Source organism: Arthrobacter sp. FW306-05-C, from assembly GCF_021801725.1.
GTDB lineage: Bacteria > Actinomycetota > Actinomycetes > Actinomycetales > Micrococcaceae > Arthrobacter.
In genome coordinates this window covers 2,275,981-2,297,267 of the sequence record NZ_CP084556.1, presented here as the reverse complement: position 1 = coordinate 2,297,267, position 21,287 = coordinate 2,275,981, and the positions used below count along the sequence as shown (strand labels likewise).

At 64.1% G+C, this 21,287-nt stretch carries 19 protein-coding genes; 11 read left to right on the top strand and 8 right to left on the bottom strand.

From position 1 onward, the window contains the following. Nucleotide 1: 1 nt before the first annotated feature. A complete protein-coding gene (locus tag LFT44_RS10585; protein WP_236798424.1) occupies nt 2–1,594 on the top strand; it encodes an LCP family protein in 1,593 nt (530 codons plus the stop codon). 77 nt (nt 1,595–1,671) lie between these two features. Here LFT44_RS10585 and LFT44_RS10580 read toward each other — a convergent pair whose 3' ends face one another. Continuing rightward, nucleotides 1,672–3,624, bottom strand: coding sequence for a M13 family metallopeptidase (locus tag LFT44_RS10580; RefSeq protein WP_236798423.1), 1,953 nt, complete (start codon nt 3,622–3,624; stop codon nt 1,672–1,674). 253 nt (nt 3,625–3,877) lie between these two features. Here LFT44_RS10580 and leuA point away from each other — a divergent pair, with 253 nt between their 5' ends. From leuA to LFT44_RS10565, 3 genes are all read left to right on the top strand, one after another. Beyond that, the gene (gene leuA, locus LFT44_RS10575) at nt 3,878–5,617 is read left to right on the top strand and encodes a 2-isopropylmalate synthase (RefSeq protein ID WP_236798422.1); all 1,740 of its coding nucleotides are present in this window, start codon (nt 3,878–3,880) and stop codon (nt 5,615–5,617) included. 84 nt (nt 5,618–5,701) lie between these two features. Beyond that, the gene (gene recO, locus LFT44_RS10570; RefSeq protein WP_236798421.1) at nt 5,702–6,454 is read left to right on the top strand and encodes a DNA repair protein RecO; all 753 of its coding nucleotides are present in this window, start codon (nt 5,702–5,704) and stop codon (nt 6,452–6,454) included. Between the two features lie 2 nt (nt 6,455–6,456). After that, nucleotides 6,457–7,320, top strand: coding sequence for an isoprenyl transferase (locus tag LFT44_RS10565; protein WP_236798420.1), 864 nt, complete (start codon nt 6,457–6,459; stop codon nt 7,318–7,320). A 2-nt stretch (nt 7,321–7,322) separates the two neighbouring features. On the opposite strand, the gene LFT44_RS10560 is transcribed toward LFT44_RS10565, so the two are convergent. Continuing rightward, a complete protein-coding gene (locus LFT44_RS10560) occupies nt 7,323–8,282 on the bottom strand; it encodes an alpha/beta hydrolase (RefSeq protein ID WP_236798419.1) in 960 nt (319 codons plus the stop codon). Nucleotides 8,283–8,377: 95 nt separating this feature from the next. On the opposite strand from LFT44_RS10560, the gene LFT44_RS10555 reads away from it, so the two are divergent. Continuing rightward, on the top strand, nt 8,378–9,448 hold the full coding sequence (locus LFT44_RS10555) for a quinone-dependent dihydroorotate dehydrogenase (protein WP_236798418.1): 1,071 nt from the start codon (nt 8,378–8,380) through the stop codon (nt 9,446–9,448). A 101-nt stretch (nt 9,449–9,549) separates the two neighbouring features. Here LFT44_RS10555 and LFT44_RS10550 read toward each other — a convergent pair whose 3' ends face one another. Further along, a complete protein-coding gene (locus LFT44_RS10550) occupies nt 9,550–10,152 on the bottom strand; it encodes a DUF3043 domain-containing protein (protein ID WP_236798417.1) in 603 nt (200 codons plus the stop codon). A 92-nt stretch (nt 10,153–10,244) separates the two neighbouring features. On the opposite strand from LFT44_RS10550, the gene LFT44_RS10545 reads away from it, so the two are divergent. The 5 genes from LFT44_RS10545 to LFT44_RS10525 all read left to right on the top strand — a co-directional run bounded on the left by LFT44_RS10545 (nt 10,245) and on the right by LFT44_RS10525 (nt 15,466). Continuing rightward, nucleotides 10,245–11,699, top strand: a complete 1,455-nt coding sequence (locus LFT44_RS10545) for a dipeptidase (RefSeq protein ID WP_236798416.1) — start codon at nt 10,245–10,247, stop codon at nt 11,697–11,699. A 184-nt stretch (nt 11,700–11,883) separates the two neighbouring features. Next, entirely contained in the window at nt 11,884–12,270 is a 387-nt protein-coding gene (locus LFT44_RS10540; protein ID WP_236798415.1) for a HesB/IscA family protein, read from the top strand. A 187-nt stretch (nt 12,271–12,457) separates the two neighbouring features. Next, entirely contained in the window at nt 12,458–13,330 is an 873-nt protein-coding gene (gene ctaC / locus LFT44_RS10535) for an aa3-type cytochrome oxidase subunit II (RefSeq protein ID WP_236798414.1), read from the top strand. A gap of 10 nt (nt 13,331–13,340) precedes the next feature. Further along, nucleotides 13,341–15,068, top strand: a complete 1,728-nt coding sequence (gene ctaD / locus LFT44_RS10530) for an aa3-type cytochrome oxidase subunit I (RefSeq protein ID WP_236798413.1) — start codon at nt 13,341–13,343, stop codon at nt 15,066–15,068. Beyond that, nucleotides 15,065–15,466, top strand: coding sequence for a cytochrome c oxidase subunit 4 (locus LFT44_RS10525; protein WP_236798412.1), 402 nt, complete (start codon nt 15,065–15,067; stop codon nt 15,464–15,466). The genes ctaD and LFT44_RS10525 overlap by 4 nt, the downstream gene beginning before the upstream one ends. 73 nt (nt 15,467–15,539) lie before the next feature. Here the strand turns inward: LFT44_RS10525 and LFT44_RS10520 are convergent, their stop codons facing one another. Next, nucleotides 15,540–15,833 carry an HPr family phosphocarrier protein gene (locus LFT44_RS10520; RefSeq protein ID WP_236798411.1) on the bottom strand — a complete coding sequence of 98 codons (294 nt, stop codon included), beginning with the start codon at nt 15,831–15,833 and terminating at the stop codon, nt 15,540–15,542. 165 nt (nt 15,834–15,998) lie between these two features. Here LFT44_RS10520 and LFT44_RS10515 point away from each other — a divergent pair, with 165 nt between their 5' ends. Next, nucleotides 15,999–16,769, top strand: a complete 771-nt coding sequence (locus LFT44_RS10515; RefSeq protein ID WP_236798410.1) for a GntR family transcriptional regulator — start codon at nt 15,999–16,001, stop codon at nt 16,767–16,769. 109 nt (nt 16,770–16,878) lie between these two features. Here the strand turns inward: LFT44_RS10515 and qcrB are convergent, their stop codons facing one another. The 4 genes from qcrB to ctaE form a co-directional block, all read right to left on the bottom strand. Continuing rightward, the gene (gene qcrB, locus LFT44_RS10510; protein WP_236798409.1) at nt 16,879–18,549 is read right to left on the bottom strand and encodes a cytochrome bc1 complex cytochrome b subunit; all 1,671 of its coding nucleotides are present in this window, start codon (nt 18,547–18,549) and stop codon (nt 16,879–16,881) included. Further along, nucleotides 18,527–19,597 (bottom strand): cytochrome bc1 complex Rieske iron-sulfur subunit, encoded by a 1,071-nt coding sequence (qcrA, locus tag LFT44_RS10505; RefSeq protein WP_236798408.1) that lies wholly within the window; start codon nt 19,595–19,597, stop codon nt 18,527–18,529. Before qcrA ends, qcrB begins: the two co-directional genes overlap by 23 nt. Before the next feature lie 98 nt (nt 19,598–19,695). Then, nucleotides 19,696–20,484: a cytochrome bc1 complex diheme cytochrome c subunit gene (gene qcrC / locus LFT44_RS10500; RefSeq protein WP_236798407.1), complete on the bottom strand. Its 789-nt coding sequence runs from the start codon at nt 20,482–20,484 to the stop codon at nt 19,696–19,698. An 86-nt stretch (nt 20,485–20,570) separates the two neighbouring features. Next, nucleotides 20,571–21,245 (bottom strand): aa3-type cytochrome oxidase subunit III, encoded by a 675-nt coding sequence (gene ctaE / locus LFT44_RS10495; protein WP_217509392.1) that lies wholly within the window; start codon nt 21,243–21,245, stop codon nt 20,571–20,573. Nucleotides 21,246–21,287: the final 42 nt, after the last annotated feature.

Here is a 21,287-nt window from a genome sequence, read left to right as displayed (position 1 = left end):
GGTGGATCGAGGCCGCGATGGACGTGACAACGAGGCTGACCTGTCAGCCGGACCGGGACCGGTATCCCGGCACGCAAACGGCGGTGCCGTTGGTGCTGCCCGCCACCTGGGCCCCCTGCGCGGGATGCCGTTGTGGCTGAAAACCGTCACTGGCGTGGTGGCACTGGTCCTCGTGGGCGCGATCGCCTTCGGCGGGTTCTGGCTTTTCCGGCTCCAGAACAACATCTCCAAGGCGCCGCTGAACGCCGGCGGGGAGAACACCGAAGCTGCCGGTAACGATGCAACCGGCCGGCTCCAGATCCTGATTCTCGGTTCGGATACCCGCGACGGGAAGAACTCGGAGTACGGAACTTCCGACGATTCCACCGGCTACGGCAAGTCTGACGTCATGATGCTGATGGACATCTCCGAGGACAACAAGCGCGTCAACGTCATCAGCTTCCCGCGTGACCTGCTGGTGGACATCCCCGACTGCAAGGACAGGAAAACCGGCAAGGACTACCCTGCCCGCACAGGTGTGATGATCAACGAAGCCATGAGCGAGGCCGGCATCGGCTGCGCGGTGGACACCGTCAACAAGCTCACCGGCATGCAGGTGGACCACTTCATGATGGCCGACTTCAATGCCGTGAAGGAGCTGTCCAATGCAGTGGGCGGAGTTGACGTCTGCATCAGCGACGCCGTTTACGATCCCGACTCCCGGCTGCGCCTGCCCGCCGGAACATCGTCAGTGCAGGGTGAAATGGCGCTGGCGTTCCTCCGGACCCGCCACGCTTTTGCCGACGGCGGCGACCTGGGACGGATCAAGGCGCAGCAGGGCTTCCTGTCGTCACTGACCCGCAAGATCAAGGATGAGGGAACACTGTCCGACCCGGCAAAAATGCTAAAGATCGCCGACGTCGTTACCCGGAATTTGACCGTTGATGACGGGCTTGCTTCGGTTCCCACCCTCCTGACCATCGGCACCCGGCTCAAGGACATCGACATCAGCAAGGTGGCGTTCGTGGCGGTGCCCACCACGCCGGCGCCCGTTGATCCCAACCGGCTGGTCATCGCGGAGCCTGCCGGTGCGCAGCTGTTCTCTGCGTTGCGGAAGAACGTGGACCTCACCGATCCCAATGCGCCCGCTTCGCCGTCGCCCAGTGAGACGGCATCACCGTCTCCGACGCCGACTGAGACGGCTCCGCCGGTGCCGCCGTACAACAAGGGCATCCAGCCCGTCACTGTCGCCAACGGAAGCGGGGTCAGCGGCCGCGCGCAGGAAATTGTCCAGGCGTTGGTGGCAGGCGGCTTCACGCAGACCAGCCAGTTCCTCGCCCAGCCGGTGGCCAAGACAGCCGTGTATTACGGCAACGGCTTCGCCGATGTGGCGGCCGACGTCGCCGCCCTGCTGGGGATTCCGGCCACCCTCATGATTCCTGCCCCGGGGGTATCGGGCGTGCAGGTCTATGTGGGCAGCGACTTCACCAGCGGCACCACTTATGGAGGAGGAGCCAGCGGTGGGACGGCGCCGGCTTTGCCGCAGGACATCGTGAACCAGACTGCAGGAGACAAAGTCTGCCAGCAGGCCAACCCTGAGCTGATCGTGCGGTAACACCAGTGTCGCCGGCGGCAGGCCGCCGGCAAAAAATTTGGGCCCCGCCGCACAGGCGGGGCCCAATTTTAGTTTGGCTACCAGATGCTGACGCGCTCGGCGGCCGGCATCCACATGCCGTCCTCCTCGGTGACGTCGAACGCCTCGTGGAAGGAGTCCAGGTTCTTCGCAATCGCGTTGGTCCGGAACTCATTGGGGGAGTGGGGATCGGTGGCAAGCCGCCTGATCGCCTCTTCCTGCCGGATCACCTGGCGCCATCCCGCCGCCCAGGAGGCAAAGAAACGCTGCTGTCCGGTCAGCCCGTCCAAAACTTCGGCGTCATTGCCATCGAGGCTGATCTGGTAGGCCTTGTAGGCGATGGTCAGGCCTGCCAGATCGCCGATGTTCTCACCGAGCGTAAGCCGGCCGTTGACGTGGTGGCCCGGCGCGGCGGTGGGGGACAAAGCATCAAACTGTGCAACGAGCCGTGCTGTCAGGGCCTCGAAAGCCTGGCGGTCCTGGTCCGTCCACCAGTTGCGGAGGGCGCCGCCGCCGTCGAACTGTGATCCCTGGTCGTCAAAGCCGTGGCCAATCTCGTGACCGATGACGGCTCCGATACCGCCATAGTTGACGGCGTCGTCGGCGTCGGCGGTAAAGAACGGCGGCTGCAGGATGGCGGCGGGGAAGACAATCTCGTTCATCATCGGGTGGTAGTAGGCGTTGACCGTTTGCGGCGTCATCAGCCACTTGGTCCGGTCCACAGGCTTGCCCACCTCGTCCAGGTGCCGGTCGACGTCGGCATTGTGCGCCCGTTCCACGTTGCCGAGGAGGTCTTGGGGGTCGATCTCCACCGCGGAGTAGTCGATCCACTTGTCCGGGTAGCCGATCTTGGCCCGGAATGCCTCCAGCTTGCGCAGGGCCTCGGCCTTGGTGTCCTCACCCATCCAGTCCACCCCGGTGATGCTGCGCCGGTAGGCCTCGATGAGGTTTGCCACCAGGGTCTGCATCCGTGCCTTGTGGGTCTCGGGGAAGTGGCGTTCCACGTAGATCTGCCCCACGGCTTCACCCAGAGCAGCCTCGATGACGGCGACGCCCCGCTTCCACCGGTCCTTGTTGCGGGGCGTGCCGCTGATGGTGGTGCCGTAGAAGGCGAAGTTGGCGTCCACGAAGGCGGAGGACAGGTAGGGGGCGGCACCGCTGATGACCCGCATGGCCAGCCACTCCTGCCAGGTCGCCACGGGGACTTCGCCCAGGAGTGCGGCTGCGCCGGTGAAGAAGTCGGGGGTGCTCACCACGATTTCCGTACGCTTGGCCTCGTCGATTCCTGCAGCGTCGAACCAGGTGTCCAGGAGCGGGAAGAGTTCGGTGGCTTCTTCAGCCGTCTTCAGGTTGTAGGTCTTCTGCGGATCACGAAGGGTGACGTTGTCCCAGTGGTGGGACGCCAGCTTTCGTTCCAGCTCAACGACCCGGGCTGCTGCGCCCTGCGGATCGGCTACCCCTGCGAGTTCGAACATCTTCTGCACATGCGCGGCGTAGGCGGAGACGATGGGAGCGAACTTCTCCTCCCGGTAATACGACTCGTCGGGCAGGCCCAGGCCGCCCTGGCCGGTGTACAGCAGGACCCGGTCCGGGTTGCCGGCGTCGGGGGCAGGGTAGATGTAGAACAACCCGCCCACGTCGGCGCGGAACAGCCGGCCGGCCAGTGCAATGAGGTCCGGCACAGCGCTGGTGGCGAACACCTCGGCCAGCCGTCCGCGGATGGGCTCCATGCCCTTGGCCTCAACAGCTGCTTCGTCCATGAAGCTGTTGTAGAGGTCGCCGATCTTCCGCTCGATACCGGTGGCGTCCGCCCCCTTTGCCGCGGCTTCCTCGATGATGTCCCGGACAGCGATCTCGGACCCGTCGCGGAGTGCGGTGAAAGTGCCCTCCAGCGGCCTGTCATCGGGAATCTCGGTTGATTTGAGCCAGGCTCCGTTGATGTGCTGGTAGAGGTCGTCCTGCGGCCGGACTGTGTGATCAATGGTGGACAGATCGATCCCCGAAATGGGCACTGCAACTCCTTTGCTGGGACGCCGTTGCCGGGCGGAAAACCGGAATGCGTCTGCATGCTGGACTTTACGGACGGTAGTGCCCTTTCATCTTACGCACCCGTGTTACCCTCAAAGTGTGCGTGCAGAGCTCCTTCTCCTTAGCTGCCGCGGCGAGGCCACAGACGCTATTTAGCGCACGGCCCACCCTCGCTGCGGAGTTTGTGTTGCCCGGCCACCCTTTCACTGAAGATCGATAGAAAAGGCCACGAACGTCATGCGAAACGCACAGAAGCCCTCAGGAATGCCTGCCCACCGGTACACCCCGTTCCAGGACCAGATCAAGGTTGAACTCCCGGACCGCACGTGGCCGGACAAGGTCATCACCAAGGCCCCGCGCTGGTGCGCTGTGGACCTGCGCGACGGCAACCAGGCACTGATAGACCCCATGAGCCCGGCCCGCAAGATGAAGATGTTCGATCTGCTGGTCCGCATGGGCTACAAGGAGATCGAGGTCGGCTTCCCGTCCGCGTCCCAGACGGACTTCGATTTTGTCCGTCAGCTCATCGAGGGCAACCACATCCCGGACGACGTCACCATCCAGGTCCTGACGCAGGCGCGCGAACACCTGATCGAACGGACCTACGAGTCCCTGGTGGGCGCCAAGCAGGCCATCGTCCACCTCTACAACTCCACATCGGTGCTGCAGCGGCGCGTGGTCTTCAACCAGGACGAGGACGGCATCCTGGACATCGCCCTCCAAGGCGCCCGCCTGTGCAAAAAGTACGAGGAAACCCTCGCGGATACGCACGTGACCTATGAGTACTCGCCCGAATCCTTCACCGGCACGGAACTGGAGTACGCGGTGCGCGTGTGCAACGCCGTCGCTGACGTCTTTGAAGCCTCGGCGGACCGCCAGGTAATCATCAACCTGCCCGCCACCGTGGAGATGGCAACGCCCAATGTCTACGCCGACTCCATCGAGTGGATGAGCCGGCACCTGCACCCGCGCGAAGGCATCATCCTGTCCCTGCACCCGCACAACGACCGCGGCACCGGAGTCGCAGCCGCCGAACTGGGCTACATGGCCGGTGCAGACCGCATTGAAGGCTGCCTCTTCGGCAATGGTGAACGCACCGGCAACGTGGACCTGGTGACCCTGGGCTTGAACCTGTTCGTCCAGGGCATTGATCCCATGATCGACTTCTCCAACATCGACGACGTCCGCCGCACCGTGGAGTACTGCAACCAGCTGCCGGTCCCGGAGCGGTCGCCGTACGGTGGCGACCTGGTGTTCACCGCTTTCTCCGGTTCCCACCAGGACGCCATCAAGAAGGGGTTCGAAGCCCTGGAGCGCGATGCCGCTGCAGCCGGCAAGGCCGTGGACGACTTCACCTGGCAGGTGCCGTACCTGCCCGTGGACCCCAAGGACCTTGGCCGCAGCTACGAGGCCGTGATCCGCGTGAACTCGCAGTCCGGCAAGGGCGGCGTGGCCTACCTGCTGAAGAACGAACACAGCCTGGACCTGCCGCGCCGTGCGCAGATCGAGTTCTCCGGTGTCATCCAGCGCCGTACCGACACCGTCGGCGGGGAGGTCAGTGGCGCCCAGCTCTGGCAGATCTTCCAGGATGAATACCTGCCGTCCGGGCAGGCTGACGGGCAGTGGGGACGCTACTCCCTGGGCGGGGTCAAGACGGAAACGGATGCCGACGGCGGTATGACGCTGCACGCGTCCCTCGCCATTGATGGTGTCCAGGTGAACCGCACCGGCACCGGCAACGGTCCCATTGCGGCCCTGCTGAACATCCTCCACGATGACGGCGTGGACGTCCGGGTGCTGGACTACAGCGAGCACGCGCTGTCCGAGGGCGGCAACGCCATGGCCGCCGCTTATGTTGAGTGCGCCGTAGGGGAGCGGGTGCTGTGGGGCGTCGGGATCGACGCCAACACCAGCATGTCCTCCCTCAAGGCCGTCATCTCGGCAGTGAACCGCGCCATCCGGGACGCCCAGGCCTGATACCTGTAGCAGGTGGCGCCGCTCTTACCGGCGGCGCCGCCACGCCTTGGCAGCATGGTGCTGTACAGGATGGGAAGATAGAGCGTGCCCCAACAGTCTTTCGCCTCCCGGGCGTACCGGGACGACGCCGTGGTGCTCCGTACCCACAAATTGGGCGAGGCGGACAGGATCATCACCCTCCTGACCAAGCACCATGGGCAGGTCCGTGCCGTCGCCAAGGGTGTGCGCCGCACCAGCAGCCGTTTCGGTGCCCGGCTTGAACCCTTCATGGTGGCGGACCTGCAACTGGTCTCCGGGCGCACCCTGGACATCGTGACCCAGGCCGTCGCCAAAGGTGCCTACGGCGGAAGCATCGCCGCGGACTACGGCAGGTACACGGTGGCCGCGGCGATGACCGAGACGGCGGAAAAACTCACGGATGTGGACGGCGAAGCGGGCACCGCGCAGTACAACCTGCTGGTAGGGGCCCTCGCCGCGTTGAGCCGGGACGAGCATGCCGCCGGCCTCATTCTCGACTCCTACCTGCTGCGCGCGCTGGCTACCGGCGGATGGGCGCCCAGCTTCACCGACTGCGCGCGCTGCGGCATGCCCGGCCCGCACTCCGCCTTTTCCGCGCCTCTGGGCGGCATGGTCTGCCCGCAGTGCAGGCCGCCGGGGTCACCGGCCCCGGCGCCGGAGACCGTGGTCCTGCTGGCGGCGCTGCTGACCGGGGACTGGACGACGGCCGACGCTTCCCAGGCGCAGCACCGCAAGGAGGCGGCCGGGCTGGTGGCCGCGTACCTGCAATGGCATCTGGAACGAGTACTTAAGTCCCTCAAACATGTGGAGCGTAGCTGACAGTGGCCCTGGGAAAAAAGAACAACGCAGCCCGCAGGCGCACCCATCCCGTGGTGGCCCCCTACCCGCATCCGTCCGGTGCGGTGGCGCCCTCTATTCCCGCTGAGTTCATTCCGCGGCACGTGGCCATCGTGATGGACGGCAACGGACGGTGGGCCAACCAGCGCGGCCTGCCCCGGATCGAGGGGCACAAGGCGGGGGAGCCAGCGCTGCTTGACGTCATGGCCGGAGCCATCGAGTTGGGGATTGAGTACGTCAGCGTGTACGCCTTCTCCACCGAGAACTGGCGCCGGTCGCCCGAGGAGGTCCGCTTCCTGATGGGATTTAACAAGGATGTGCTGCGAAGGCAGCGGAACCAGCTCGATGACTGGGGAGTGCGGGTCCGCTGGGCCGGCCGCCGCCCCCGGCTCTGGGGTTCGGTGATCCGTGAGCTGGAAGAAGCTGAGGAGTTCACGGCTGCCAACACCACCTGTAATTTGACCATGTGTGTTAATTACGGCGGCCGGGCCGAGATCACCGATGCGGTTTCCGCCATTGCCGCGGAGGTGGCAGCGGGGAAGCTGAAGCCCGGTGCCATCACGGAGCGGACCATCCAGAAATACCTCGACGAGCCTGACCTGCCGGACGTGGACCTCTTCCTCCGCAGCTCGGGGGAGCAGCGACTGTCCAACTTCCTCCTCTGGCAGTCCGCCTACGCGGAGTTTGTCTTCATGGACACGCTGTGGCCGGACGTGGACAGGCGGACCCTTTGGGCCGCCGTCGAAGAATATGCCCGGCGGGACCGCCGGTATGGGGGCGCCGTGGATGCCGCCGCTGCTCCCGCGGACGTCAAGGATGATTCCCCGGCCGGGCTCCAGGCGGAGTAACTTCACCCATACGCACGCAGCCAGCGGGCCAGCCTTGAGTAGGCATCGGACCGGACCGGCTCGGGGGAGAGGAAGACGTCGTGCAGCGCCCCGTCGATCCGTTCGAGGGTCACGGTGCGGCCCAGGGTCAGCGCCCGGGCGCTGATGGTATTGACGTCCAGGACGGCATCGGTGCGGCGCATTTCCTCGGACCAGAGAAGCCCGTTGGCGCTCCCCTTGGAAAGCAGGACCAGGATGGGCGCTTCGATCCCCAGGCCGCGCGCCACCCGCGCATGTCCCGCGAGGACCGCCCTTAGCCACCCTGCCCGGACGGGGAAAGCCATCCGGGGACGGTAGCGTTCGTCAAGCGGCCACTCGCCGTCCGCAGCGCTGCTGATGGTGCGCCAGTAATGGCCCCGTTCGGGCAGGCGGAGGACTGTTTGAGGCCGGAGGCGGGCAACCGGGCGCACCATGCCCGCCGCAGCCCGCCGCACGAGTGAGCTGCCGTGCATCTCCAGCCACGGACTGTTGAGGACCAGCAACGAAACGGCCCCGGGATGCCGGCTGGTCCAGAGGGCTGCCACCAGTCCGCCGGTGGAATGGCCCATCAAAGCCAGGGGACCGGGGGCGCCCTCGGCGCTGATGATGCGCCCTGCTTCTTCAATTTCGGCGTCATAGGCCGCGAGGTCCGCCACGTACCCACCAGGGGATTCCGGGCGCAGGCTGCGCCCGTGGTTGTGCATGTCCAAGGCGTAGAAGTCGTATCCCGCCCCAGCCCAGAACCTTGCCAGGTCAACATTGAAAAAGTAGTCGCTCCAGCCGTGCAGGAACAGTACGGCACCGTGGCGGCCGTCGGCGGCGCCCCTGTCCGGCTGAGGCCGGAGCCGTACCAGGGTTGCGGTCCGCTCCACACCGTCAGGTCCGGTGGCCACAAAGGAACCGGACTCAAAGTCCCCGCCCAGGATGTCCTGCTGCCACTGCATGACCTCATGCTAAACCGGGCCGGCGGGTGCGTCCGTTCCGGATCGGCTGCTTCTTCGTTTTGGTATGCGGCCCCAGGAAACGGGAAACTGGAGGCATGCGCGTTTACCCCACTTTCTTCAGGCTGGCCTTTTCATGGATGGACGCCGAGCGCGCCCACAAAATCGGATTCAAAGGCATCCGGCTCGCGCATGCGTCGGGCGCCGGGAGGCTCCTGCAGAAACTGACGGCGCCTGCACCGTCCCTCCAGACCACTGCCTTTGGTGTTACATTTCCTTCGCCCTTCGGGCTGGCCGCCGGCTTCGACAAGGAAGGGCTCGGCATCGAGGCCCTCACCGATCTTGGGTTCGGCCACGTGGAAGTCGGCACCATTACCGGCCAGGCCCAGCCGGGCAATGAAAAACCGCGGCTGTTCCGCCTGGTGGAGGACCGTGCGGTCATCAACCGGATGGGTTTCAATAACGACGGCGCCTCGGCCGTCGCGCCCCGGCTGAAGGCGGCGCGCGCTGCGCTCCAGCGCCGATACCCGTCGGTGCGCCCGGTCATCGGCGTCAACATTGGCAAGACCAAGGTGGTGGAGCTGGCGGACGCCGTGGACGATTACCTGGTGAGCGCCCGCAGCCTGGCTCCTGCCGCGGACTACCTCGTGGTGAATGTCAGTTCCCCCAACACGCCGGGGCTGCGGTTGCTCCAGGACGTGGAGACCCTCCGCCCCCTCCTGACGGCAGTGGGACAGGAAGCTGACCGGGCAGCCGGGCGGCACGTGCCGCTGTTGGTGAAGATCGCCCCGGACCTCAGCGACGAGGACATTGACGACGTCGCCCGCCTCGCCCTGGACCTCAAACTGGACGGGATCATCGCCACCAACACCACCATTGCCCGCTCGGGACTGACCTCGCCGGCGGACCAGGTGGCCAAGTGCGGTGCCGGCGGCCTGTCCGGAGCCCCCTTGAAAGCGCGGTCCCTCGACGTCCTCAAGCGGCTCAAGAAGGCTACCGGCGATTCCCTGACCCTGGTGGCGGTAGGCGGTGTGGAGTCGGCCCAGGACGTACAGGAAAGGCTCGACGCCGGCGCAAGCCTGGTGCAGGGCTACACGGCGTTCCTTTACGAAGGTCCGTTCTGGGCGGCACGGATCAACAGGCAATTGGCAAAGAACCGCCGCTCCTGATAGTCGGGCGGCCGGCAAGCCTGCCCCGGACAGCCACTACTTAAAACCGGAACCCCGGCGGTCATTCCGCCGGGGTTCCGGTTTTTGAAGTCGATGCCTGGTCAGGCGGGGTACTGGCCGCGCTGAACCTGGGGCTTGGGCAGCCGCAGTTTCCGGAACTGCAGGGACCGCATGGAGCCGTACCAAACGGTTCCACGCTCCACCTCGCCGAACTTCTCCGCCAGGCGCTTGCGAAGCTTGCGGGACAGGATAAAAACGTCCACGAAGACAGCCAGGAACATCACCCAGAATGCGCCCAGGACGTAGATCATCATGTCGCTGGAGGCCGGTACCACCAGTGACACCAGCACGAAGACCAGCGCGCCGAACATCAGGTACTCGCCAAGGTTGAACCGCGCGTCCACGAAATCGCGGGCAAACCGCTTCTGCGGGCCTTTGTCCCGCAGCGGCAGGAACTTCTCGTCACCGGTGTCCAGCGCGCGGCGCATTTTCAGCCGCTGGTCCTGGACGGCCTGGCGTTCGGCGGCCTTGGACGCCTTGCGGTCCTCGGGGACCAGCGGGCGTTTGCGGGCAGCCTCCTGTGCCTTCCGGGTGGGGGTTGGGGCGCCCTTGCCCACCGCGCTGTTCTGCCGCGCGGCCGCTTCCGCTGCCTGCTGGTCTATTGTTTGCTGCGCCGAGGGCGCTTCTTTTCTACGTCCGAACACCTGACCAGAATACCTTGCAGCAGCACGCCCGCCGCCTGCTCCCGCGCCCGCCCTGGCCGGGAGCAGAATGTGACGAGGGTAATGTTTTGGCCATGACCTCTTCATCCGCTGCCACCCCGCGCAGCACCACAGACATCCCCGGATCCAGCCCAGCCGGCAACGTCAGGACGGACGATCTTCGTTCAGCCGTAGACCGTTCCTTCGATCGGACTTTGGCACGGCTCAAGGAGCTTGTCGCTATCCCCGGAATCGCATGGCCCAGCTTCGACCGCGCCCCCCTGGAACGCAGCGCCGAGGCCGTCGCGGAACTTGTCCGGGGCGCCGGCCTTGGCGAAGTCCAGGTGCTGTCCGTGAACAAGGCAGACGGCACACCCGGTGGCCCGGCCGTCGTCGCCCGCCGTCCTGCCGGGGACGGAAAGCCGACTGTCCTGCTGTATGCCCACCACGATGTCCAGCCGGTGGGCGACGAATCGCTGTGGGAAACGGAGCCGTTCACTGCCGTTGAAAAGGGCGGCCGGCTGTACGGCCGGGGCGCTGCCGATGACAAAGCCGGCATCATGACGCACGTTGCTGCCTACGCAGCCGTCTCCGAGGTCCTGGCCGACTCCCTGGATCTTGGCGTGACCTTCTTTATTGAGGGGGAGGAAGAAGCGGGGTCGCCTACGTTCCGTTCATTCCTGGAGGCCAATCGCGAACTGCTGCGTGCCGACGTCATCGTGGTGGCCGACTCAAGCAACTGGAAAGTAGGGGTACCTGCCCTGACCACCAGCCTGCGTGGATTGGTGGACGGCACTATTGAAGTGCAGGTCCTGGAACACGCAGTGCACTCCGGTATGTACGGGGGCCCGGTCCTGGATGCGCCCACGCTGCTGTCGCGCCTGATCGCCACGCTTCACGATGCCGACGGGAACGTGGCCATCGAGGGCCTGATGGCAACCGACACGGCTGCGGTTGAGATGCCGGAGGCGGACTACCGCGCGGATGCCTCGGTGCTTGACGGGGTCCGGCTGGCCGGGTCCGGAAGCATAGCTTCCCGGCTGTGGACCAAGCCGGCCCTGTCGATCATCGGTTTCGACGCGCCCGCCGTGGATGTGGCCTCCAACACCCTCCTTCCGCGCGCGCGGGCCAAGTTCAGCCTGCGTCTGGCGCCCGGGCAGGTTCCGGCGGACGCCATGGAAGCAGTTCGCCGCCACGTGGAGGCCAACGCGCCCTTCGGCGCAAAGGTTGTCTTCACTCCGGGGGAGGCCGGGAACCCGTTCCGGACGGACACCTCCTCCGCCGCTGCCTCCGTGGCCATGTGGGCCCTGGGGGAGGCGTGGGGCGTTCCTGCCGTGGAAACCGGCATCGGCGGTTCCATCCCCTTCATTGCGGACCTGACGGACCTGTATCCTGCAGCGCAAATTTTGGTAACGGGGGTGGAGGACCCTGATTCGAGGGCCCACAGTGCCAACGAATCCCTGCATATCGGTGACTTCCGCAACGCCATCGTTGCCGAGGCCCTCATGCTTGCAAGGTTGAACGGTGAGGGCCTTCCGGGGGCTGAATGACGGTCCTTTGCCGTGAAGTGGACCGGACGGGCTTCCAGGGAACAACCGGACCGCTTTGACGGTTACGACAGGAGTTAGAGCTACAGGACTGCCGCGCGTAGCATGTAGCTATAGCCCATACCGTAACCGTAGGGGCAGGCGCCGTTTCGGCGACGCCGCCAGACCGTCCTAAGAAGGTAGGCCAATGAGCACCGCAACCAACGAAAACAGCACCGCCACCACCGTGGCCAGCGATGAACTGCCCGTTCACGAGGTCAACCTGACCGACGTCGCTGCAGGCAAGGTACGCAGCCTCCTTGAGCAGGAAGGCCGCACTGACCTGCGGCTGCGCGTAGCCGTACAGCCCGGCGGGTGCTCAGGGCTGATTTACCAGCTCTACTTCGACGAACGGCTCCTTGATGGTGACGCCGTGCGCGACTTCGACGGAGTCGAGGTCGTCGTGGACAAAATGAGCGTGCCGTACCTGAGCGGCGCCAGCATCGACTTCGAAGACACCATCTCGAAGCAGGGTTTCACCATCGACAACCCGAACGCCGGAGGCTCCTGCGCCTGCGGTGATTCATTCCACTAAGCCGGTTATTTCGCCTGATGTCCGCGCCGGGTTCCCTGCCGTCCAAAACGGCACGGGGGCTCGGCGCGGACATGTGGGCGAAACGCCCGGCGGAGCGGTAAGCTCTACACCGAGTAGTAAAACTTTTTTGTGCCCGGAGCGCCTTTCTGGCTGCCCGGACAACAGCAACAAGTAGGAAGGGCCGTCTGTGAGTTCGCAGAACCGAACCGGCAGCCGACGCAAAACGATCACCACGATCTCAAGCTTGGCAATTGCCGGCGCGTTGGTTTTGACCGGATGTTCGCCAGAGGTAGAGAAAGGGTGGATGCCCACTGAACGTGGCACCACCAGCAACACCGACCGCATCATGGACCTCTGGGTCAACTCATGGATTGCTGCGCTCGTGGTGGGCACCATTACGTGGGGCCTGATCATCTGGTGCCTGGTTGCCTACCGCCGCCGCAAGGGAACCGTTGGCTTCCCCCGGCAGACCAGCTTCAACCTCCCCCTCGAGGTCTTCTACCTGACCATCCCGATCTTCATGGTCCTGGTGTTCTTCTACTTCACCGACCGTGACCAGCAGGCCATCGATGACCGCTCCCAGCCGGCCGACGTCGTAGTGGACGTCCGCGGTAAGCAGTGGGCTTGGGACTTCAACTACAAGTCCGGCGACGTCATCCAGGAAGACCTCCACGAGGCAGGCGTCCAGGCGCACCTCACGGGCAACACCATCGACAAGGAACAGCTTCCCACCCTGTACTTGCCCGTCAACAAGTCCGTTGACCTCGAACTCAACGCCCGCGACGTCATCCACTCCTTCTGGGTTCCTGCCTTCCTCCAGAAGCGCGACATGATCCCGGGCAAGACCAACTACATCCGGTTCACCCCCACTAAAGAGGGCACCTACGACGGTAAGTGTGCCGAACTCTGCGGCGAGTACCACTCCGAAATGCTGTTCCGCGTAAAGGTGGTGTCGGAATCCGAATTCCAGGCCCACATGGACAAGCTGAAGGCTGACGGCAACACCGGCCTGCTCGGTGTGGAGTACGACCGCAACCCGAACCTGAACGAAACCAAGTAAGGGGAGCGACGTGGCTACGTACACCCAATCCGCACCTGCGGGAGTCCTGTCGGCTCCCGTGGTACCCAAATCCAAGGGGCGCATCGTCGTCAACTGGATCACCTCCACTGACCACAAGACCATCGGGTACATGTACCTGATCGCGTCGTTCGTGTTCTTCTGCCTCGGCGGTGTCATGGCGCTGCTGATCCGCGCCGAGCTGTTCGAACCCGGCATGCAGATCCTGCAGACCAAAGAGCAGTACAACCAGCTGTTCACCATGCACGGCACGGTCATGCTGCTGATGTTCGCCACCCCGCTGTTCGCCGGATTCGCCAACGTCATCATGCCGCTGCAGATCGGCGCCCCGGACGTTGCCTTCCCGCGCCTGAACGCGCTGGCATTCTGGTTCTTCCTGTTCGGCTCCACCATCGCGGTGTCCGGCTTCATCACCCCGCAGGGCGCCGCGTCCTTCGGCTGGTTCGCTTACGCGCCGCTGTCCAACACCACCTTCACCCCCGGCATCGGCGGCGACCTGTGGGTGTTCGGCCTGGCGCTGTCGGGCTTCGGCACCATCCTGGGTGCGGTCAACTTCATCACCACCATCATCTGCATGCGCGCCCCGGGTATGACCATGTGGCGGATGCCCATCTTCACCTGGAACACCCTGATCACCGCCATCCTGGTGCTCATGGCCTTCCCGCCGCTGGCCGCCGCACTGTTCGCGCTCGGCGCGGACCGCAAGTTCGGCGCGCACATCTTTGACCCGGAGAACGGCGGCGCCGTCCTGTGGCAGCACCTGTTCTGGTTCTTCGGCCACCCGGAGGTGTACATCATCGCGCTGCCGTTCTTCGGCATCGTCTCGGAGATCTTCCCGGTGTTCAGCCGCAAGCCGATCTTCGGTTACAAGGGCCTGGTCTACGCCACCATCGCCATCGCAGCCCTCTCCGTGACGGTGTGGGCACACCACATGTACGTCACGGGCGCCGTCCTGCTTCCGTTCTTCTCGTTCATGACAATGCTCATCGCAGTGCCTACCGGCGTGAAGTTCTTCAACTGGATCGGCACCATGTGGCGCGGGTCGCTGACGTTCGAGACGCCCATGCTGTGGAGCATCGGCTTTATGATCACCTTCCTCTTCGGTGGCCTGACCGGCATCATCCTGGCTTCCCCGCCCCTGGACTTCCACGTCTCGGACTCCTACTTCGTGGTGGCGCACTTCCACTACGTGGTGTTCGGCACCGTCGTGTTCGCCATGTTCGCCGGGTTCTACTTCTGGTGGCCCAAGTGGACCGGCAAGATGCTCAACGAGCGCCTGGGCAAGATCCACTTCTGGATGCTCTTCCTGGGCTTCCACGGCACCTTCCTGATCCAGCACTGGCTGGGCGTCGAAGGTATGCCCCGCCGCTACGCCGACTACCTCGTGGAGGACAACTTCACGTGGATGAACCAGTTCTCCACCATCGCATCGTTCGTGCTTGGTGCGTCACTGATCCCGTTCTTCTGGAACGTCTACATCACCTGGCGCAGCGCCGAAAAGGTCCAGGTCGATGATCCGTGGGGCTTTGGTGCTTCGTTGGAGTGGGCCACGTCCTGCCCGCCGCCGCGCCACAACTTCACGTCCCTGCCCCGGATCCGTTCGGAGCGTCCCGCCCTGGACCTGCACCACCCGGAACTCCGGCAGGTTCACACCGTTGAGTCGCCGGCTCCCGCAGCAGGGGTGCTCGGCAACGCCGACCAGAAGGACACCGCACAATGAAAATCGAATCCTGGATCTTTGGCTCCGGAGTTTTCTTCTTCGTTCCCGTCGCTCTGGTCTACGGTTTCCTGACCAGCTGGGGTGAATGGGTCGGCATCCTGGGCATCCTCCTCGTTGGTGGGCTGGCAGGCATGATCGGCGCCTACCTCGGCTTCACCGGCCGGCGGGTGGGCCTGCGTCCTGAAGACCGCAGTGATGCTGAAATCCACGAAGGCGCCGGCGAGCAGGGGCACTTCAGCCCCTGGAGCTGGTGGCCCCTCGTGCTGGGCATCGCCTGCGCCACCGGCTTCCTGGGCCTGGCAGTGGGTCCGTGGATCATCTTCATCGCGGCCGGTATTGCCGTTGTGGCACTCGTTGGCTGGGTCTACGAGTACAGCCGCGGAGACCACGCGCACTAGGCAGGAAAAAGAATAGCGACGTCGGGCCCCACCTTTCGGTGGGGCCCGACGTCGTTAACTATCTCCAAGCGGCTCAGGCGGCTCCCTGCGACTCCAACAGGCCCCGGAGGTCCCGGGGGGCTTCCTCGGCCTTTTGCCGGCCCAAAGCGCCATCCAGGGCCGCCTCATTGACGGCCAGTTCAACGTGGCAGCCCTGCGGGAAGTCGGCAGCCATCACCTGGAGCAGGGAGCGGGCATCCACCTTGTCAGCGCCGGCCTTGCTGATAGTGACCGGCAGTCCGGTATCGGTGACCGCCCGGACAAATATGGCGGCGGAACGTGCGTGCAGGCCCACGGGCGCAGCGACCACGGCCTTCTGTACTGGCAAAGCGACTCCTACGTCACGCGACGGCCCCATCCGTCTGTCCGGCAAAGTGTCCTGACCAAATATATCCGGCGGCCGGCGCTGTGCGCGACAGCGACCGAGAGTGGTACAGCAGGTGGTCTAGCCCGTCCTAAAATTGAGTGCAAACCCAACGGCAGGAGAAACATCATGGCAGCTGGCGCCACGGAAATAGCGGGGGAGATAGACCGCACCAGCGGAACCGCCATCTACGTTCAACTACGCGAGATCCTTCGGACCTATATTGCAGAGTCCTGCCCCCCGGGCTCGGCGCTTCCCTCGGAACGTGACCTTGCCGAGCGGTTTGGGCTGGCCCGGATGACCGTGCGACAGGCCATCGATGCCCTGGTGGGGGAGGAGGTCATCGAGCGTGTGGTCGGTTTGGGGACCTTTGTCCGGCGCCCGAAACTGGACCTCCAAGTGAAGCTCACGTCCTATAGCGAGGAGATGCAGCGGCGCGGCATGGTTCCTGCAGCCAAGGTGCTGAGCTTCGAGCAGATCGGTGCCAGCGCCTTCCTGGCGCGCGAGCTCCAGCTTGATGAGGGCACTCCGCTGGTCCGGTTCCGCCGGCTCCTTCTGGCGGACGGGGAACCGATGAGCGTGGACGAAAACTTCATCCCGGCGCACCGGGTCCCAGGGCTGCTCGACGGCGAGCCGCCCACCTCGCTGTATAACGTCCTCAGCGAGCAGTTCGGCCTGGTCATGGAGTGGGGGGAGGACATGATCGAGGCCACGGCGGCGTCACCCTCCACTGCCAGGCTGCTCAACGTCGAAGTGGGGGCGCCCCTGTTGAAGATCCAGCGGCATGCGTTCGTGGCAAGGGCCATGGTGGACTACTCCGTCTCGTACTACCGGGCGGACCGGTACAAGCTCTGGGTGCCCCTCCAGCGACCCGGAGCACGGAGAGCCCGCAACCACTAGGCACGCCACTTTTGGCGCTGGTGAACGGGCCTGGAGGTACTTGCAGCCACGTGTTAAGCAGGAAAGGCCCGATCCATAACGGATCGGGCCTTTCCTTTGGGTTCTGAAGCTAGTGCGTGAGGCTCTTGCTTCCTTCTGCCGCTTCAACAGCCTCGTGGCCGTGGCCGTGGGCTGCCTCCAGCTCAGCAGGCGTTGCCGGAGCGACGCGGTCTTCAAAGAACCAGCGCGAAAGGAACGCGCGGCGCTTTTCCTTGCTGGTGACTACGCCGTGCTCGTTGGGAATGGCCGGAATCACCTGGGGTGATTCGAAACCAACCAGCTTGTAGCGCTTGTACTCATCCAGCGGGGCGTGGACCTCGATGAACTCACCGTGCGGAAGCCGGACGATGCGGCCTGTCTCCCGACCATGAAGGGCGATCTCCCGGTCCTTGCGCTGCAGCGCAAGTGCTACGCGCTTGGCGACGATGAAGCCGATGATGGGGCCGATGAAGAACAGAGCACGAAGCCAGTAGGTGACATCGTTCAGCGACACGTGGAAGTGCGTGGCGATGAGGTCGGAACCTGCAGCAGCCCACATGACGCAGTACCAGATGAACCCTGCTACGCCGATTGCCGTGCGGGTGGGGGCGTTGCGCGGACGGTCCAGCACGTGGTGTTCACGGTCATCCTTGGTGATCCACCGTTCGATCCACGGGTAGGTGAACATCACGGTGAACAGGATCCCGGCCGGCACCAGGGCGGGCAGCAGAACGTTGAAGGTGAACACGTGGCCGAACCAGACCTGCTCCACGTGCCAGTTGCCGAGCGTGCCCGGCATGAGCCGCAGCGCGCCGTCAACGAAGCCGATGTACCAGTCGGGCTGCGTACCGGCGGACACGGGGGACGGGTCGTAGGGACCGTAGTTCCAGATCGGGTTGATGGTGAAGAATGCGGCCATCAGTGCGATCACACCGAAGACGATGAAGAAGAAGCCACCGGCCTTCGCTGCGTAGACAGGCCCGAGGGGGTAACCCACAACGTTGTTGTCGTTACGGCCGGGGCCAGGGTACTGGGTGTGCTTGTGGACCACCACCATGAACAGGTGGAGGACGATCATCAGCAGGATCAGGGCAGGCACCAGCAGGATGTGCAGCATGTAGAGGCGGCTGATGATGGCGGTACCGGGGAACTCGCCACCGAACAGGAAGAACGAGATGTACGTTCCGATGACCGGGATCGACTTGATGACGCCATCGATAATCCGGAGGCCGTTACCGGACAGCAGGTCGTCGGGGAGCGAGTAGCCGGTGAATCCGGCTGCCATGGCCAGGATCAGCAGTACGCTGCCGACTACCCAGTTCATCTCACGCGGGCGGCGGAACGCGCCGGTGAAGAAAACACGCAGCATGTGGACCGCAATGGACGCCACGAACAGCAGGGCCGCCCAGTGGTGCACCTGGCGCATGAAAAGGCCGCCGCGGATATCGAAGGAGATGTTCAGCGACGAGCTGTACGCCACCGACATTTCCACGCCCTTCAGAGGAACGTAGGAACCGTCGTAGTGGGTCTCCGCCATGGACGGATCGAAGAAGAACGTCAGGAAGGTGCCCGAAAGCAGCAGGATGACGAAGGAGTACAGGGCGACTTCACCGAACATGAACGACCAGTGGTCGGGGAATACCTTGCGGCCGAATTCGCGAAGGATGCCAGAGCCGCCCACGCGGGAGTCAACGAAGTCGGTAAACCGGCCTGTCTTTGTTTTAGCGACGAAAGCGGGTTCAGCTGTTGATGTTGCGCTCATGCTCATCACGCTCCCAGTAACTTGGTCCTACGGGTTCATGGAAGTCGCTGGTAGCGACGAGGTAGCCCTCGTCATCAACTGCAATCGGCAGCTGGGGGAGAGGACGGCTGGCGGGGCCAAAGATCACCTTGCACTCTTGCGTGAGGTCGAAGGTGGACTGGTGGCACGGGCACAGCAGGTGGTGCGTCTGCTGCTCGTAGAGGGCAACGGGGCAACCGACGTGGGTGCAGATCTTGGAGTAGGCGACGATTCCGTTGTAGCCCCAGTCTTCGCGGCCCTTGGAGGGGTTCAGCGATGCTGGATCGAGGCGCATAAGCAGGACAACGGCCTTGGCCTTCTCGTTAAGCTTGCCTTCCTCAAGTTCGTTCAGCCCCTCCGGGATAACGTGGAAGGCGGAACCGATGGTGACATCCGCGGCCCTGATGGGTGTGCCATCGGGGTCCCGGGTAAGCCGCTTGAGCTTTCCGTCCTGGGGAGCCCACATGGTGTGTGCGAGCTTGTCGTCAGGCCGCGGCCCAAGGTCGCCGAAGATGGCCACAGCGGGAAGCGGAGCCAGCGCAACGGCCCCCAGAAGGGTGTTGCGGATGAGCGGACGGCGTTTGATGCCGGTCTCTTCAACGATGTCGTCAACGATGCGGACAGCAGCCTGGCGGTCCTCCTCGTAACGGATCGCATGTCGTTCCTCGGAGACCTCGTGATCGGGCATAAGGGCCTTGGCCCAGTGCACGATGCCGGTACCGATACCCAACATGGCGAAGGCAGTGCCGACGCCGAGCAGGGCATTCTGGAGCCGGATAGTGGCAATGCTGGAGTCATGACCAAGATCGATGGCGAAGTACGCCACCAGGAAGATCAGGGTTCCAACAACAGAAATGCCAAATAGTAAGGCGACCTGCCGTTCTGCCCGCTTTGCGGCCTTCGGGTCCGTGTCAGCCAGGCGCAAACGATGCGGGGGAATTCCAGGATCCTGGAACCTCTCCACCTCATTCTGACCAGCCGTAGCTACGGTGCCCGAGTGGTTCGGACTGCCGTCACTATGGTTGCCCATAATTCGCCTCATCCTTCTCTCGTCCCGGCGGTTGCCGGGTTAGTTTCTAATATCAAGCTGCTGACTGGGCAGCAGAAGTGTGTTTTTCCTGCCGAAACTCAGGAAGTCCTTGAGGTCAGCCAGATGGTGAAGGCGATGATGACGCCGAGGCCGGCGACCCAGACAAACAGGCCTTCAGCAACCGGGCCAAGGGAGCCCAGGTTGGCGCCGCCCGGCGAACCGGTAGTCTCGATCTGCTTCAGGAAGGTGATGATGTCCTTCTTGCCCTCAGGGGAGATGTTGGCATCGTTGAACACGGGCATGTTCTGCGGGCCCGTGGCCATGGCTTCGTAGATGTGCTTGCCGCTGACATCGGCCAGGGCGGGAGCAAACTTGCCCCGGGTCAGGGCTCCACCGGCTGCTGCGGCGTTATGGCACATGGCGCAGTTGGTACGGAAGAGCTCGCCACCGGCGGCCGCGTCACCGCCACCGTTTGTCAGCTCTTCTGAAGGGATTGCCGGGCCGGCTCCCAGGGAAGCAACGTAGGCTGCAAGCTGGTGGGTCTGCTCGTCGTTGAACTGGACAGGCTTTTTCATGGCCTGGGGACCGTTCATCTGCATCGGCATGCGGCCGGTACCCACCTGGAAGTCAACAGCGGCGGCACCGACACCGACCAGCGACGGACCGTCCTTGGATCCACTGGCACCCATGCCGTGGCAGGTGGCGCAGTTGGCGGCGAAGAGCTTGCCGCCTTCCTCCACGTCGCTTGCGCTTGCGGTGGTGGTGCTCGCCTTGGCCTCATTCATCGAGGTTGCTACGGCGTACAGCCCACCCGTAATGAGGAGCCCCATCAGAAGCAGCGCGATTGCTGCAAGTGGGTGACGCCGCTTTTGGGAGAGTGCCTTCACGTGGTGGTTCCTTTATTCGATCCTGCGCCGGCTCCGGGAGCCGCTACCTGAAATTCTGCCTCTTGTAGAAAAAGAATCAAAGCTGGCTACTTGAGTACGTAGATGACCAGGAAGAGGCCGATCCACACGACGTCCACGAAGTGCCAGTAGTAAGAGGTGACGATTGCGGACGTTGCTTCGAAATGTCCGAACTTCTTCGCAGCGAAGGACCGGCCCATGATGAGCAGGAAGGCAATCAGGCCGCCGATGACGTGGAGGCCGTGGAAGCCGGTGGTCATGTAGAACGCTGAGCCGTAGGCGTTGGAGGAGAGCGAGACGTGCTCGGAGACCAGCATCGCGTATTCGGTGGTCTGGCCGGCGACGAAGAACGCGCCCATGAGGAAGGTCAGGGTGAACCATTCGTTCATTCCCCAGCGGGCGAACTGCAGCGCGCCACCGGTACGCCGGGGCTGCAGCCGCTCTGCGGCGAAGACGCCCATCTGGCAAGTAAAGGAACTGGCCACGAGGACGATCGTGTTGACGAGCGCAAAGGGGAAGTTGAGCTTGGCTGTCTCTTCCGCCCACATCTGCCCGCTGGTGGAGCGCAGAGTGAAGTACATGGCGAAGAGACCGGCGAAGAACATCAACTCGCTGGACAGCCACACAACGGTTCCGACAGAAACCATGTTGGGGCGGTTCAGCGTTGGGTGCGCCGGGGTACTGGGGGCATGGGTCGCAGATGTCACATAGACATTATGTCTGTAAAAGTCCGTGCTGCCCAACGCAAACCACCTTTTCGGAGGACTTTTTCTACAAAGACGCGA

What these genes read in the sequence shown, in the direction of transcription:
- LFT44_RS10525 (WP_236798412.1), top strand. Translation starts at nt 15,065, where the DNA reads ATGAAAATCGAATCCTGGATCTTTGGCTCCGGAGTTTTCTTCTTCGTT.
- LFT44_RS10540 (WP_236798415.1), top strand. Translation starts at nt 11,884, where the DNA reads ATGAGCACCGCAACCAACGAAAACAGCACCGCCACCACCGTGGCCAGC.
- leuA (WP_236798422.1), top strand. Translation starts at nt 3,878, where the DNA reads ATGCGAAACGCACAGAAGCCCTCAGGAATGCCTGCCCACCGGTACACC.
- LFT44_RS10560 (WP_236798419.1), bottom strand. Translation starts at nt 8,282, where the DNA reads ATGCAGTGGCAGCAGGACATCCTGGGCGGGGACTTTGAGTCCGGTTCC.
- qcrA (WP_236798408.1), bottom strand. Translation starts at nt 19,597, where the DNA reads ATGGGCAACCATAGTGACGGCAGTCCGAACCACTCGGGCACCGTAGCT.
- LFT44_RS10515 (WP_236798410.1), top strand. Translation starts at nt 15,999, where the DNA reads ATGGCAGCTGGCGCCACGGAAATAGCGGGGGAGATAGACCGCACCAGC.
- qcrB (WP_236798409.1), bottom strand. Translation starts at nt 18,549, where the DNA reads ATGAGCGCAACATCAACAGCTGAACCCGCTTTCGTCGCTAAAACAAAG.
- LFT44_RS10555 (WP_236798418.1), top strand. Translation starts at nt 8,378, where the DNA reads ATGCGCGTTTACCCCACTTTCTTCAGGCTGGCCTTTTCATGGATGGAC.
- LFT44_RS10545 (WP_236798416.1), top strand. Translation starts at nt 10,245, where the DNA reads ATGACCTCTTCATCCGCTGCCACCCCGCGCAGCACCACAGACATCCCC.